This is a genomic window from Corynebacterium sp. c25Ua_47 (assembly GCF_039907205.1).
GTDB lineage: Bacteria > Actinomycetota > Actinomycetes > Mycobacteriales > Mycobacteriaceae > Corynebacterium > Corynebacterium hiratae.
In genome coordinates, this window is record NZ_JASBOH010000003.1 from 106,761 (window position 1) to 120,490 (window position 13,730).

General features: G+C 62.5%; 13 protein-coding genes and 1 pseudogene. 8 read left to right on the top strand and 6 right to left on the bottom strand.

Translation table 11 applies throughout. The annotated features are described in order from the left end of the window. Positions 1-162 precede the first annotated feature (162 nt). On the bottom strand, positions 163-1,875 hold the full coding sequence (locus tag QKE52_RS04425; protein WP_347948238.1) for a long-chain-fatty-acid--CoA ligase: 1,713 nt from the start codon (positions 1,873-1,875) through the stop codon (positions 163-165). A 76-nt stretch (positions 1,876-1,951) separates the two neighbouring features. Between QKE52_RS04425 and mshA the strand changes: the two genes are divergently transcribed. Continuing rightward, the gene (gene mshA, locus QKE52_RS04430) at positions 1,952-3,217 is read left to right on the top strand and encodes a D-inositol-3-phosphate glycosyltransferase (RefSeq protein WP_102234361.1); all 1,266 of its coding nucleotides are present in this window, start codon (positions 1,952-1,954) and stop codon (positions 3,215-3,217) included. Positions 3,218-3,465: 248 nt separating this feature from the next. On the opposite strand, the gene QKE52_RS04435 is transcribed toward mshA, so the two are convergent. From QKE52_RS04435 to QKE52_RS04445, 3 genes and pseudogenes are all read right to left on the bottom strand, one after another. Continuing rightward, on the bottom strand, positions 3,466-4,356 hold the full coding sequence (locus tag QKE52_RS04435) for an LLM class flavin-dependent oxidoreductase (RefSeq protein ID WP_219722559.1): 891 nt from the start codon (positions 4,354-4,356) through the stop codon (positions 3,466-3,468). Beyond that, complete coding sequence (locus QKE52_RS04440; protein WP_219722557.1) at positions 4,353-4,784, bottom strand: LLM class flavin-dependent oxidoreductase; 432 nt, start codon at positions 4,782-4,784, stop codon at positions 4,353-4,355. Before QKE52_RS04440 ends, QKE52_RS04435 begins: the two co-directional genes overlap by 4 nt. Before the next feature lie 70 nt (positions 4,785-4,854). After that, a pseudogene (locus QKE52_RS04445) lies at positions 4,855-5,235 on the bottom strand (flavin reductase family protein); the annotation flags it as partial. Positions 5,236-5,489: 254 nt separating this feature from the next. Here QKE52_RS04445 and QKE52_RS04450 point away from each other — a divergent pair. Beyond that, positions 5,490-6,002 (top strand): TetR/AcrR family transcriptional regulator, encoded by a 513-nt coding sequence (locus QKE52_RS04450; RefSeq protein WP_257995546.1) that lies wholly within the window; start codon positions 5,490-5,492, stop codon positions 6,000-6,002. On the opposite strand, the gene QKE52_RS04455 is transcribed toward QKE52_RS04450, so the two are convergent. Beyond that, positions 5,999-7,030, bottom strand: a complete 1,032-nt coding sequence (locus QKE52_RS04455; protein WP_102234358.1) for a hypothetical protein — start codon at positions 7,028-7,030, stop codon at positions 5,999-6,001. The two genes, QKE52_RS04450 and QKE52_RS04455, sit on opposite strands and share 4 nt — an antisense overlap. A gap of 147 nt (positions 7,031-7,177) precedes the next feature. Here QKE52_RS04455 and QKE52_RS04460 point away from each other — a divergent pair, with 147 nt between their 5' ends. From QKE52_RS04460 to QKE52_RS04470, 3 genes are all read left to right on the top strand, one after another. Further along, positions 7,178-7,927, top strand: a complete 750-nt coding sequence (locus tag QKE52_RS04460) for a phosphoglyceromutase (protein ID WP_102234371.1) — start codon at positions 7,178-7,180, stop codon at positions 7,925-7,927. A gap of 75 nt (positions 7,928-8,002) precedes the next feature. Next, positions 8,003-9,268, top strand: a complete 1,266-nt coding sequence (locus tag QKE52_RS04465; RefSeq protein ID WP_347948239.1) for an ATP-binding protein — start codon at positions 8,003-8,005, stop codon at positions 9,266-9,268. Then, entirely contained in the window at positions 9,265-9,963 is a 699-nt protein-coding gene (locus tag QKE52_RS04470) for a response regulator transcription factor (RefSeq protein ID WP_347948240.1), read from the top strand. The genes QKE52_RS04465 and QKE52_RS04470 overlap by 4 nt, the downstream gene beginning before the upstream one ends. Here QKE52_RS04470 and QKE52_RS04475 read toward each other — a convergent pair. Further along, positions 9,960-10,841, bottom strand: coding sequence for a hypothetical protein (locus QKE52_RS04475; protein ID WP_347948241.1), 882 nt, complete (start codon positions 10,839-10,841; stop codon positions 9,960-9,962). The genes QKE52_RS04470 and QKE52_RS04475 overlap by 4 nt on opposite strands. A 33-nt stretch (positions 10,842-10,874) precedes the next feature. Here QKE52_RS04475 and QKE52_RS04480 point away from each other — a divergent pair, with 33 nt between their 5' ends. The 3 genes from QKE52_RS04480 (at position 10,875) to proC (ending at position 13,691) form a co-directional block, all read left to right on the top strand. After that, on the top strand, positions 10,875-11,804 hold the full coding sequence (locus tag QKE52_RS04480) for a Ppx/GppA phosphatase family protein (RefSeq protein ID WP_083312729.1): 930 nt from the start codon (positions 10,875-10,877) through the stop codon (positions 11,802-11,804). A gap of 9 nt (positions 11,805-11,813) precedes the next feature. Next, positions 11,814-12,683: a hypothetical protein gene (locus QKE52_RS04485; protein WP_347948242.1), complete on the top strand. Its 870-nt coding sequence runs from the start codon at positions 11,814-11,816 to the stop codon at positions 12,681-12,683. Between the two features lie 216 nt (positions 12,684-12,899). Beyond that, positions 12,900-13,691 (top strand): pyrroline-5-carboxylate reductase, encoded by a 792-nt coding sequence (gene proC, locus QKE52_RS04490; protein WP_070681431.1) that lies wholly within the window; start codon positions 12,900-12,902, stop codon positions 13,689-13,691. The last annotated feature ends 39 nt before the right edge of the window (positions 13,692-13,730 follow it).

Consider the following 13,730-nt stretch of genomic DNA (forward strand, 5'->3'; position numbering starts at 1 on the left):
GGTGGTCAAACTTGTTATGTTTGGAACAGTATAGCCAATCTGTGACAGAAGTCTCGCAAAACTTAGCAAAGTTGCTTAACGTAACGAAATCTTTTCGGGACAAATCAATAACCCCGGCGATGTGCGTCTATCACGCAGGGATCGCTCCGGGGTTATGGAGTGCTACTTCTCCGCCTTGAGGCGCTCGAGCAGGTCCTGCTGCACCTCGCGGCGGCGAATCTTGCCCAGCTGGTCCGTGGCCAGCTTCTCGAAGTGGTAGAAGGTGCGCGGAACCTTGTAGCGGGTGAGGCGCTCGCGGCAGAAGCTCTTGAGGCCGTCGGGATCGAGCGCGGCGCCGTCGTTTAGCACGATACAGGCCACGACGTCCTCGGAACCGTCCGAACGCGGGCGGCCCACCACGGCGGCCTCCGCCACGTCTGGGTGATCAAGCAGCGTTTCCTCAACCTCGCCGGGGTAGACGTTGAAGCCGCCGGTGATGATGATCTCCTTGATGCGGCTGACCAGACGGATGAAGCCGTCCTCTTCCATCACGCCCATATCACCCGTGCGGAACCAGCCATTGTGGAAGGCCTTCTCGGTGGCTTCCTCATCGCCGAAGTAACCCTTGAAAATCTGCGGGCCGCGAGCGAGAACCTCGCCCTCCTGACCATCGGGCATGGTCTCATCCAGGTTGTCCGGGTTGGCGATGCGAATCTCCGTGTCCGGGAAAGGGATTCCCACGTAGCCGGGGCGGCGATCATCGCTCATGGGGTTACCCACGATGATCGGCGAACACTCCGTGAGGCCATAGCCTTCCACGAGCATGCCGCCGGTGTACTTCTCCCACTTCTCCACGGTGTTGACCGGCAGGGTGGACGCACCGGAGAAGGCCGCGCGTACGCCGTCGAGGGAAACGTCGTCTTCTTCCGCCTTTGCCACGATGCGCTCGTACAAGGTCGGTACACCCGGAACCCAGGTCGGGGTGTGCTTCTTCATCAGGTCCATGATGAGCGGCATCTGCGGGCTAGGAAGCAGCACCAATTCGCTGGCGATGAGCGGCGCCAGGGTGGCGTTCATGGTCAGGCCATAGGCGTGGAAGAAGGGGAGTGCGGCGAGCATGCGCTCAGGGGAATCGCCCAAGCCTGGTACCCAGTGCTTGCCCATCAAGATATTGGAAAAGAGGTTGCCGTGGGTCAGCTCCGCGCCCTTGGGGTTGCCGGTGGTGCCGGAGGTGTAGAGGATGAGCGCGGTGGTGTCCTTGGTGACGTCCTCCGGGGTGATGACATCGGAACCGTCGCCGCCAATCGCGTTGCCCACGAGGGATTCCCACGGCACCGTATTCGGAGCTGGGGCGGTGAGCTGATCGCGCTTGGACTTCAACGGCGGAATCGGCAGGCGCAGGGCCAGGCGCTGCGGGGTCGGCATCGCGTTGATCATGTTGATGGAGACGACGGTCTCCAGGGAGGTCGTCGGGCGCAGCTTCTCCAAGGTGGACGCCGTCTTATCCCAGGCGATGGCGATGCGTGCGCCGTGGTTCTTGAACAGCCCCTCCAGCTCATGGGCGGTGTAAAGAGGGTTGTGCAGTACCGCGATAGCGCCCAGCTTGAGCACGGCCCAGAAAGCGGAGATGAACTGCGGGCAGTTGGGGGCGACGATGGCAACGCGGTCTCCCGGGCGCACGCCGAAGGCGCGCAGACCGGCGGCTGCGCGGCGGACCTGCTTGTCCAGCTCGGCGTAGGTCTGCGTGCGACCGAAAAAGTAGGTTGCCGACTTGTCGGGGTGGAGCGCGAGGTTGTTGTCGTAAACGTCGAGGAGCGTGGTGTCCCCGTACTCCAAGCTATGCGGGGTCCACTCCGGGTAGTACTGGAGCCACGCCTTGGACTCGTATGCCGACATCGATTCACCTTTCGGTCGCGTAGGTTGAGGTACGGGCCAGTATAACGCGGGTTGTTTCGGGATACACTGGAAAACTATGCGCATCGCGATGATTTCCATGCACACCTCGCCCCTCGAGCAGCCCGGAGCTGGGGACGCGGGCGGCATGAACGTCTACGTCCTCAACACTGCCCGTCAGCTCGCGCGCCTCGGCGTAGAGGTCGATATTTTCACCCGCGCCACGCGCCCCAGTCAGGGGGAAGTGGTGGACGTCGAGGAGCGCCTGCGCGTCATCAACATTGTGGCGGGGCCCTATGAAGGTCTCAGTAAAGAGGAGCTGCCCACCCAGCTGGCCGCGTTCACGGGCGGCATTTTCAACTTCGCGCGCTGTTTTGATGTGGAGTATGACGTCATCCACTCACACTATTGGCTCTCCGGCCAGGTGGGATGGTTGTTGCGCGATCTGTGGGATATCCCTCTCGTCCATACCGCGCACACGCTGGCCGCAGTGAAGAACGTGCACCGCACGCTCGATGACACCCCGGAAACCGAAGCCCGCCGCATCTGCGAGCAGCAACTGGTGGATAACGCCGACATCCTGGTGGTCAACACCGCCCAGGAAACCCGTGATCTGATCGAGCACTACGACGCCTCGCCGGAGAATATCGTCGTGGTCTCCCCGGGTGCGGACACCGATCTGTATACCCCGGGCACGGACCGCATGACGGAGCGTGCCCGCCGCCAGCTGGGCATCCCGCTGCACACCAAGGTGGTGGCGTTCGTGGGCCGCCTGCAAAAGTTCAAGGGCCCTGACGTGCTCATCCGTGCCGCCGCGGAGCTGATGGAGCGCGATCCGGACCGTAGCCTGCGCGTCGTTATCTGTGGTGGGGCCTCCGGGGCGAATTCCTCGCCGGATGCCTACCACAACCTTGCCCGCGAGCTGGGGGTGGAGCGCGTCGTGCGCTTCCTGAGTCCGCGCCCACCCCAAGAGCTCGTGGCCATCTACCAGGCTGCGGATATTGTTGCGGTGCCCAGCTATAACGAGTCCTTCGGGCTGGTGGCCATGGAAGCGCAGGCCTCCGGAACTCCCGTGGTGGCAGCGGCCGTCGGCGGGCTGCCCATTGCCGTCGACGACGGCGAGACTGGCCTGCTCGTCCGCTCCCACGACCCCTCCGACTGGGCCGACGCGCTCGAGGAGCTGCTTGACGACGACGAGCGTCGCATCAGCATGGGCGAGGCCGCCGTCGAGCACGCCCAGCAGTTCAGCTGGGCCGCCGCCGCCACGCAGCTCGAGGCCATCTACGCCGACGCCATGAGCATCGAGATTCCGGACTGCCACGCGCGCCGGGCGATTGGCTACTAGCTGATTCTTGGGCCTTGTAAACCGTTGACCCTAAACCGGGCCTGCTAAACCGTTGACCTCAAAACGTTGACCTCCGAGTTTTCGCGCTGGATTTCGTGTAGATTTTCCCGGACGTCAACGGTTTGAGGTCAACGGTTTATAGGGCCACGTGTGCGATGCGGGGCGTAGTCAGTACGTGCTGTTGCTGGTGGCCGGATGCCGGGCTTGACTCATCGCTCGACGTGGCGTTCTACGGTGTTCTTTGGTGGTTAGGCCAGGCGCGGATCCCTGCCGTACTGCTCGGGAACTCCCAGATGGCCGCGCAGGGTTTCGGCCTCGTAGTCAGTGTGGAAGAGACCGCGTTCCTGAAGGATGGGGACCACGCCGTCGACGAAGGCATCGATGCCGTCTTCGTAGATGTCCGGGCTGAACCAGAAGCCGTCGCAGGCGCCGTACTCGAACCACTCTTGCATGTGATCTGCCGTGACCTCAGCTGGGCCGATGGGGGATGGATGGTAGTCGATGACGCCGTGGTTCAGGATGTCGCGCACGGTCCAGCCCTCTCGGGCGAGTTCCAGGGCCTTATCGGAGCGGGGATCGGAGAGGTTGGCGCGCAACGGGACGTCGGTGAGAGTGGTGTCGAGCGAGCTCATGTCCAGCGAGGTGGAGAGCATCATGCCGAGGTAGTGGACGCGCTGGCGGAGGTTGGGCTCCACCAAGAAGCCGTGGCGGTCGAGGGCCTCACGGACCGTTGGCGCGATGGTTGGCATGATGCCCGCGACGAACTTGATCTCGGCCGGGTCGCGGCCGGCGTCTGCAGCGGCCTGGCGGACTCGGTCGCGCTGCGCCTTGGAATCCTCCTTGGTAAACGTCGCGCCGATGACATCATTGGCGTAGCGACCGGCGACGGCGACTCCGTTAGGGGAGCCGCCTGCCTGGAAAATGACTGGCTGGCCCTGCTTGGACGGCGGGATGGGTAGGGGACCGCGCGAGGCGAGGTATTCGCCGCGCAGGTTAATGGGCTGAATCTTGGACAGGTCGGCGAAGATGCCGGTCTCCCTATTGGGTGGCCAGTTGTCCCGCTCCCAGGAACCCCAGAGAGCTTGGGTGATCTGTACGAACTCGTGGAGGCGCTGGTAGCGCTCCTCTGAGGACTTCATCTCTTGACCGTAGTTGGCGGCGCCCGCGGGTCGGAGCCCGTCACGACATTCCAGCCGATGCGGCCGCCGGAAATGACGTCCAGGGTCTTGAGCTGGCGGGCGATGGTGTACGGCTCGTTCCACTGCGTGGAGGCCGTGGACGCCAAGCCGATGTGGGTGGTCTCGTGCGCGATGGCGGCGATGGTGATGAATGGATCGAGCGTCATCTGGGGCGACTCGCCGGCCTGCTTTTGTGTCTGGTTGGGCGAGTCGGGGAAGAACACGAACTGGAACTTGCCGCGCTCGGCCTTCTGTGCGTAGCGCACGTGGGCGTCGAGGTTAACGTAATTTTCAACGTCGGCCTGGGGTGCTAGCCAGGCCGTGGACTGGGAGCCGTAGCCGTTTCCGAGTTGCATACCGATGAGCATCTGCTTGTTAGTGGTGGTCATGGGAGTCTCTCCTGGGTAAGTGGTGTAATTGGGGGTGTCGAAGGCACTCGTCGTGCGCCCTGACGTTGTGCTAATCCGTAGTGTTCGAGTCCGAGAAGAAGTGCAGTGGGAGCAATCCCTCGTCGCGGTGGTGCGAGAGGACCCTAAAGAGGCGAATGGTGTGGTCGCCCGCGGGTATGTCCTGGTAGGGCTCCGCCAGGAACGTGGCTATGGCGTCCGGCAGGAGCAGCGCGCCGCCGTCGTGGTGATCCAAGTGGACGCCGTCGAAGCGCTGCTGGGCGGGGCGGCGCAGGAGGGCGGCCTCGTCGCCATTGAGCGAGCTCAAGATGGAGATGCCTACGAGGGGCGCTTGGCGCAGCGCGGGCCACGTGGTGGAGGCGTTGCCGAAGCTTATCTGGACTAACGGCGGGTCGAGGGAGATGCTGGTGAAGAAGTTGGCAAGCATCCCCGAGGGGCGCCGTCCAGGTCCGCGGCGACGAGGGCGACGCCGGTGGGGAAGGCCCCGAAGGCGTGGCGGAGCGCGCGCGGACTCAGGTGGGTGGTGAGTGGGTGCGTGGTATTACTTGTTGTCATTGTGTCCTTCCGTGGCTAATCTAGAAAGCAAACGGAGAATGTCTCCGTTTCAAGACTTGGGAGGAAACTGTGCCGCAACCAGCGAAAAGGCCGCGCAAGGATGCGCAGGCCAACCGCGACGCCATTCTCGCGGTGGCGCGCGATGAATTCGCGAACAACGGGCTTGACGTGTCAATGGACAAGATCGCCAAGGCGGCCGGAGTCGGCGCGGGAACCCTGTACCGGCACTTCCCCAACCGGGAACTACTCTTCGGCGCGGTCCTGGAAGGCTGCGCGCCCAACGTGGCGGCGGAGGGTGCGCGCTTGGAGTCCGCTGACGACGCCGCCGAAGCGGTCGAGCGTTGGCTCGCCGTCATTGCCGAGTGGTCTACCTCGTATGACGGGGCGGCCGCCCCCATGCGCGACGCGATAAACGGTCAGGACTCGCCGCTGACCGCGACCTGCGATGATATGGTGACGACGCTGCAGCGACTACTCGACAATGCGCAGCGGACGGGGGCCGCACGCGCGGGTGTCGACGCACGCGAGCTCTACCTCGCGACGCTCGGGATGTCGTGGGCCGCAGAGAACGGGGGAGAATCAACCACGCTGCTCGCCCTGCTGCGTCGCGGCTGGGCTGCTCCGCCTCATTCAGAAACCACTTAGCCGTTGATGACCAGCTTCCAGGACGTCTCGCGGAACTTCGGCCGCAGGCCCAACTTCTCATTGATTGCCAACATGCGTTCGTTATCGAGCGCGTTAAACGTCACGATGCGCCGCGCATCAGGGAATCGGTCCTTGACCTCTCGGTAGAGAACCTGCTTGATGAGCATCCCCAAGCCCCGGCCGCGGGCGCGGCGGTGGACGAAGGTAATCTGCTGGCTCACGGCCTCGGGGTGGTCGTGATCGATGGTGGCGCAGGAGTAGGCGGCGATGCCCTCGGCGTCGACAAGCAGCGCGTTGGCGATGTCCTTGGTTGAGCGCGCGTTCTCGGCGTGAAGCTCCTCAATCATCTCGCGGGTCCACACCTGCGGCTCGGCCTCGTCGGTGGCGGGCACGTCTTCCCAAGACATCTCCATGATGCGGAGGAAAGATTCGATGTGCTCCTCTGGTGGCATCCAACCGGCGAAATACACGGGGCGCAGTCCGGCGGGGATCTCTGGATCCTGGGCGAGCGCGAGGTCCAGCTCGGAGGCCTGCTCCACCACGCCGAGCTCGAAGCCTGCGCCACGGAGAAGTTCGCACCGAGGATCGGTCTCTAACCCATCGAGAGCGATGTTCATCTGCACATAGAGCGTGGTCCGCTGGCGCTGCGACATCTCGTCTTTTATCGCAGTGAAGAGGGAATCGAAGACCTCCGGGGCGAAGTCATCGACGTAGTTGAAGACGGCGTGTGCCACGTGGGTATCGCTAAGAAGGGGGAAGGACAGCTGCGCGAAGCCGCGGAACTTCAGGTCGGTCTCGTCCTCTTGGGCGTGGACGGTGCCCTCGCGCTCGGCGCACGCCATGAGGACATTTTCTCGCTGTGAATTCGGGCGCAGGGTTGCGAGCTCCTGGTCGAGCGAGCGGTTGAAGTCTTCGCCTCCGGATAGGTAGCCGTTCAAGGCATTGAAGGCTTCGTTGTTGGTGCGGATGGCGAGGGACGGCTGCTCGTTGGACTCCAGGTGGGGCGGGGCGATGGTGATGATGTGCAAACAAGGTCCTTTGAAAAGAGATGGTCTGTGACAATTCTTACCACCTGGGGCGATTCACCATGACTAACGGCGCATTGTGGGGGAGGCGGGGGACTGGGCCACGCGGATGGGCGGCGCGACGTGCCAAAACCTGGCATGCTGGTGTTTATGAGTAACGGAAAGCTGATTCTTCTTCGACACGGACAGTCCGAATGGAACGAGTCCAACCAGTTCACCGGTTGGGTTGATGTCAACCTCACTGCCAAGGGCGAGGGCGAGGCCAAGCGTGGCGGCGAGCTGCTCAAGGAACAGGGCATCTTGCCGAATATCGTCTACACCTCCCTGCTGCGCCGTGCCATCCGCACCGCCAATATTGCACTCAACGCAGCGGACCGCCACTGGATCCCGGTTGTGCGTGACTGGCGCCTCAACGAGCGCCACTACGGTGCCCTGCAGGGCCTTAACAAGGCAGAGACCAAGGATAAGTACGGCGAGGAGCAGTTCATGGCATGGCGCCGTTCTTACGGCACCCCGCCGCCGGAGCTCGAGGACTCTTCCGAGTACTCCCAGGCCAACGACGTCCGCTACGCCAACCTGGAGACCGTCCCGCGCACCGAGTGCCTGAAGGACGTCGTCGAGCGCTTCGTCCCTTACTTCGAGGAGGAGATCCTCCCGCGCGCCAAGAAGGGCGAGACCGTTCTCATCGCCGCGCACGGTAATTCCCTGCGCGCGCTGGTCAAGCACCTGGATCAGATCTCCGATGAGGAGATTGCCGGCCTCAATATTCCGACCGGTATCCCGCTGGTTTACGAGATCACCGAGGACGGTTCGGTTGTGAACCCGGGCGGCACGTACCTGGATCTGGAAGCTGCCGCTGCCGGCGCCGCTGCCGTGGCTGCCCAGGGCGGAAAGAAGTAACCGCCCAGGAAGCTGCGTGCTGCGGACGATCCCCAGGGAGCCTATACTCCTTGGGGATTCTTTGTAGGGGTGTGAATGATTGTGGAACTGGTACTCGCTTTCCTCGCCGGTGTGGTGGCCTGCGGCCTGGCCATACCGGTGATCACCCGGATCCGTGAACGGATGGAGCGCCGCCGCGTCCGCGATGCAGACGCTAACCAGGTCACCAGTGTTAGCCAGGTTCTGCACCTCGCCGTGGGTGGTTCCCCATCTGGAATGACCGTGCTTTCGCGCACGAAAGAGGTCATCTTCTCTAACCCCGCTGCCCATGAAATGTCGATGGTGCATGACCGTGCGGTGAACCCCGACATTTGGAAGGTCGCGGAAGAGGTCTTCGAAGACAAAGAGACCCGCACACTGGACCTTGCTATCCCCAAACGGCGCACCGGCAACCGCGTGATTCAGGTGCGCGCAGTGGTCCAGCCGCTGACGCTCAACGATGATCGCTTCGTCATCGTCTACGGCACCGACGAATCCGAATCGGTGCGCATGGAATCCGCTCGTCGTGACTTCGTGGCCAACGTGTCGCACGAGTTGAAGACCCCGGTGGGCGGCATCGCCCTGCTAGCCGAGGCACTCCTCCAGGACACCGGGGACCCCGAGCACGTCGAGTACTTCGGTAGCAAGGTGCAGAAGGAAGCGGCGCGCATGGCGGACATGGTCAGCGAGCTCATCTCCCTGTCCAAGCTGCAGGGTGCGGAGGCCCTCCCGGAGATGGAGCCGCTCGACCTCGATGAGGTCATTGATGAAGCCATCACCCGCAACCAACTCGCCGCCGATTCCCACCACAACCAGCTCACCCGCGGCGAATCCGCAGGCGTCAAGGTGATGGGAGATAAGTCCCTCCTGGTGACGGCGATTTCCAACCTGATCTCGAACGCCATCCACTATTCGCCAGATGAACTACCGGTGTCGGTAACGCAGAAGGTGGTCGGAGACAAGGTCGTTCACATTCGCGTCACGGATCGCGGCATTGGCATCGCCCCAGAGGATCAAAAGCGCGTGTTTGAACGCTTCTTCCGCGTGGATAAGGCGCGCTCCCGGCAGACCGGCGGAACGGGCCTGGGCCTGGCCATTGTGAAGCACGTCGTGGCTAATCACGGCGGCAACATCAAGCTGTGGTCGCGTCCTGGCACCGGCTCGACGTTCACTATCGAGCTCCCTATATATGCCGAAGAAAAGCCAACAGATAATCTTATTAATCGGGATAATATAGAAGACGGAGCCGTCAGCTCTGCCGCCCCTGGTTTGCAGCGCGCCGTGGCGCGTGTAGCAGCTCGTCGAAAGGATAAAGCGCAATGACCACCATCCTCATCGTTGAAGATGAAGAGTCGCTGGCCGATCCCCTCGCCTTCCTCCTCCGAAAGGAGGGATTCGACGTACTCCTCGCCCCAGACGGGCCTAGTGCGCTAGAACAGTTCGCGGCGAATCACGTGGACATCGTCCTATTGGACCTCATGCTGCCGGGAATGTCCGGAACTGACGTGTGCAAGCAGCTGCGTGCGACGTCCTCCGTGCCGGTGATCATGGTGACTGCGCGCGATTCTGAAATCGACAAGGTCGTGGGCCTCGAGCTTGGCGCTGATGACTACGTAACTAAGCCTTATTCCTCCCGCGAGCTCATCGCCCGCATCCGCGCGGTGCTGCGCCGCGGCCACGACGTCTCATCTGACCACGCCGAGGAGGAGCCGGACGATCAGATTCTGGAAGGCGGTCGCGTGCGCATGGACGTCGAGCGCCACACCGTGCTTGTCGCCGGTGAACCGGTCTCCATGCCGCTCAAGGAATTCGACCTTCTCGAGTACTTGCTGCGCAACGCTGGGCGCGTGTTGACCCGCGGTCAGCTCATCGACCGCATCTGGGGCGCCGACTACGTGGGTGACACCAAGACTCTCGACGTTCATGTCAAGCGCCTGCGCTCCAAGATCGAAGCCGAGCCTTCCCACCCGCAGCAGCTCGTGACGGTGCGTGGCCTCGGCTACAAGTTCGAGGCTTAAGCGCGAGGATCCGCCGGGTGCCGCGGGAAGTCGACCCCGGAGCGCCCCCGGGCCTCGCAGTGCTTGGCCAGAATCTCGTAGCTCTCCTCGCCGAGTAGCGCGATGAGCTCGGTTTTCTGCGACTTCCACAGTGGCTCATCCGCTATGTGGCAGGAGGGATCCGCCGAGCAATACCAATCGAAGTCCTCGCCGCCGTTGCCCCACCCGCGACGGTCATATTCGCCGATGGTTGTGCGCAGGATTTCCTCCCCGTCGGGGCGCTCCTCGTAGTCTTCGTGCCGGCGAATGGGCAGCTGCCAGCACACTTCGGGCTTGACCACGGTGAGTTCCTCGCCCGCCTCGAGCGCCCACTGGTGGATAGCGCAGCCCGCGCCTGTGGGCCAGCCGGCGCGGTTGGCGAAGATGCAGGCGCCGTCGACAAGCGGCGTCTTGAGCGCCGGTTCCGGCTCGCCATCATCGCCGTCGAGCTCATCCCATTCCAGCCAGGGTTCCAGCTCCTCAGATTCTCCGTGTTGGAGGAACTCATCTACCCCCTCTGGGCGGTGCTGCCAGAAGCGGGCGGGCATGCGGGAGACGGCGTCGTGAAGCTGCTCCCTGTCTGTCTCATCAGCCATGTAGGCGCCGTGGACGCAGCAGCCGACGTCGGGCTGTTGCTTATCGATGCCGTGGCACCTCTCCGTTCCAAACTGGCAGGCATAGTGCGATTCGAGCCAGGTCAGGTCGATAGAGAAGACATGGAGTGGATCGTTCGGATCCGTAAATTCAAACCACTCTCTGGGGAAGTCGGGGGCCTTTTCGCGGCCGGCCAAGATGGATGCTGCCGCGGGGGAGGAGGCAGGAAAACCCAGGTAAACTTCATTCGATTTCGGGCGATTCACACCTACCCACGGTAGACCTACTACTCTAGAGGCGTGCGATTAGGTGTATTAGACGTCGGAAGTAATACCGTCCATCTTGTTGCGGTCGACGCCGCAACCGGTGGGCGGCCTTCGCCGATGAGCGATTGGAAGACCCCGCTGCGTCTGGTGGAACAGCTAGACAAGGACGGCAACATCCACGAGAAGGGCATGAAGAAGCTCATTTCCGCCGTGGGTGAGGCCGCTGAGCTGGGCCAGAAGCTGGGCTGTGATGAATTCATCGCCTTTGCTACCTCCGCCGTGCGCTCGGCCACGAACTCGGCCAAGGTCCTTGACGAAGTGGAAAAGCAAACCGGCGTGCGCCTAGAGATCCTGTCGGGCGAAGAGGAAGCGCGCTTGACCTTCCTGGCAGCGCGTCGCTGGTACGGCTGGTCCGCTGGCCGCATTACCAACCTCGATATTGGTGGTGGCTCGCTGGAGCTATCCACCGGTACCGACGAGCATCCGGAGATGGCCTTCTCCCTCGACCTGGGAGCTGGCCGCCTGACCCACAACTGGTTTGATACTGACCCGCCGGAGAAATCCAAGGTGAACTTGCTGCGGGATTACATTGACGCGGAACTGGTCGGCGTGGCCGATAAAATGCGCGCGCTGGGCCCCGCTGGTTTGGCCGTGGGAACCTCGAAAACCTTCCGCACGCTGGCTCGTTTGACCGGTGCCGCACCGTCATCGGCGGGTCCCTACGTCAAGCGCACCCTCACTGCACCGGGTCTGCGCCAGCTGATTTCCTTCATCTCTCGTATGACTGCAGCTGACAGGGCAGACCTTGAGGGTGTAAGTTCTACCCGATCGCATCAGATCGTCGCCGGCGCGCTTGTTGCCGAGGCGAGCATGCGTGCCCTGGGAATCGAAAAGTTGGAGATCTGCCCCTGGGCTCTCCGAGAAGGTGTCATTTTGCGCCGTACCGATAAGGGACTGGAATAGGAAAGAAACGTGGCTGACAAGAAACAGTTGACAGTTGCGGAGCTGCTGGCCCGTAACGCGAAGAACCGACCCGGCGAGGAGAAGACCCCGCGCCGCCGTCGTCGCAGCCTTGATGAAGGCGGCATCTCGGTTGCGGAGCTGACCGGCAATCTGGAGAAGGTCAAGGCAACTCCGGCCGAGGCAAAGCACTCCAGCGTCTCCATCGATGAAACGGCCCCGGTCATTCCTGCGCCGAAGAAGGAGCAGAAGGAACAGCCTAAGCAGGAGACTCCTCAGCAGGAGGAATCCAAGAAGAAGGCTGACAAGCCTCAGGCTGTCGCTGTCCCCGTAGAGAAGCCAGCTGAGTCGGAGACCAAGCGCTCCCAGCCCTCTGACGAGGACACGCGCGTTATCCAGAAAGTCAAGGACGAGCCTAAGAAGAAGGCTGAGACAAAGCAGACTGAGGCTAAGGCCGAGCCGAAGGTCGAAGAAAAAACCGACGATAAGGCCGAAACAAAGGTCGCAGACAAGCCCGTACCACAGGCTGCGGAAGCAACCGAGGATGACACCTTCACCACCGGTGAGCTCGAGGCAGTGGATCAGGACCTTGAAGAGTACGACGAGGACTACGACGACGAGGAGGAGGGCAAGCTCAACCCCTTCGCTGTCGTCCTGCTCGCCCTCGTGGGTATCGTGCTCGGTGCCATCGTGTTCAAGGGCTTTGAAATTCTTTGGGACCGCTTCGACCGCCTCGTCGTCGTCGTGCTCGGCGTCGTTGTCACCGGCGTCATCGTCGGAATCGTCCACGCACTGCGCACCAGCCGCGATGGTTTGTCGATGTTCCTCGCAGCCGTCACTGGCCTCGTGCTTACCTTCGGCCCGCTGCTCGTTGTGATGTAAGCACCTGTTCCACAAGACACTTTCTATAAGGCATCTGTCACAAGGCATCTGTTAAAAGGTATCTTTGCCCCTGAAAACGCCTTTTATCCCTTGCTAAGGGCGTTTTTAGAGCAGAAAACGCCTTCTGACAGATGCCTTTTGCATGCGCGGGGTCAACCTGCGGGCAAAGCCTTGACCTGGTGGCCGCGTTCCAGCCTTTCTGGCACCCTGGGATGCATGACAAAAATTGCAGTACTTGGTGGAGGACAAATCGGCGAGGCCCTAGTTTCCGGGCTCGTGAATGCAGGCTACGAGGCCGCAGACATTGTGGTGACCAACCGCCGCTCCGAGCGCGGTGAGGAGCTGAAGAACGCTTACGGTGTGAGTGTTACCAGCGATAACGCCGCGGCGATCGACGGCGCCGACTACATCTTTGCGTGTGTGAAGCCCTATGCCATCGTCGAGCTTCTCGAGGGCCTCGACATTCCCAAGACAGCGGTGGTCGCCTCCATGGCGGCTGGTCTGACCCTCGACACACTTGAGAAGGCCGCCGGCGAGGACGTTCCCGTCGTCCGCGTCATGCCGAACACCCCCATGCTGGTGGGCAAGGGCATGTGCACCTGCGCGGGTGGTGCCCACGTCACGAAGGAGCAGCTCGACGGCGTGGTCAAACTGCTGGAGGCCGTCGGTGAGGTCGCCGTCATCGAAGAAAAACACATTGATGCCGCTACCGCCCTGGCCGGCTCTGCACCTGCCTACTACTTCCTGGTCACCGAAGCGCTCATTGATGCCGGCGTACAACTCGGCCTCACCCGCGACGTTGCCGAGAAGCTGGCCACCCGCACTGCACAGGGCGCGGGTGAAATGTTGGCTGAATCCGGTAAGGATCCGGTCGCTTTGCGCGCAGGGGTAACCTCCCCGGGGGGAACCACTGCCGCTGCCCTTCGCGAGCTCGAGGAGTCCGGACTTCGAGGCGCCTTCTTCCGCGCCGCTGAGGCATGTTCCCAGCGTGCGCAGGAACTTGCCTAGAGTTCTCCACCGCCCTGGGAGCGATGTGACACCTGTTGT

Excerpts from the sequence above, each read along its gene's own strand:
- QKE52_RS04425 (WP_347948238.1), bottom strand. The coding sequence starts at position 1,875 with ATGTCGGCATACGAGTCCAAGGCGTGGCTCCAGTACTACCCGGAGTGG.
- mshA (WP_102234361.1), top strand. The coding sequence starts at position 1,952 with ATGCGCATCGCGATGATTTCCATGCACACCTCGCCCCTCGAGCAGCCC.
- QKE52_RS04435 (WP_219722559.1), bottom strand. The coding sequence starts at position 4,356 with ATGAAGTCCTCAGAGGAGCGCTACCAGCGCCTCCACGAGTTCGTACAG.
- QKE52_RS04440 (WP_219722557.1), bottom strand. The coding sequence starts at position 4,784 with ATGACCACCACTAACAAGCAGATGCTCATCGGTATGCAACTCGGAAAC.
- QKE52_RS04460 (WP_102234371.1), top strand. The coding sequence starts at position 7,178 with ATGAGTAACGGAAAGCTGATTCTTCTTCGACACGGACAGTCCGAATGG.
- QKE52_RS04465 (WP_347948239.1), top strand. The coding sequence starts at position 8,003 with ATGATTGTGGAACTGGTACTCGCTTTCCTCGCCGGTGTGGTGGCCTGC.
- QKE52_RS04470 (WP_347948240.1), top strand. The coding sequence starts at position 9,265 with ATGACCACCATCCTCATCGTTGAAGATGAAGAGTCGCTGGCCGATCCC.
- proC (WP_070681431.1), top strand. The coding sequence starts at position 12,900 with ATGACAAAAATTGCAGTACTTGGTGGAGGACAAATCGGCGAGGCCCTA.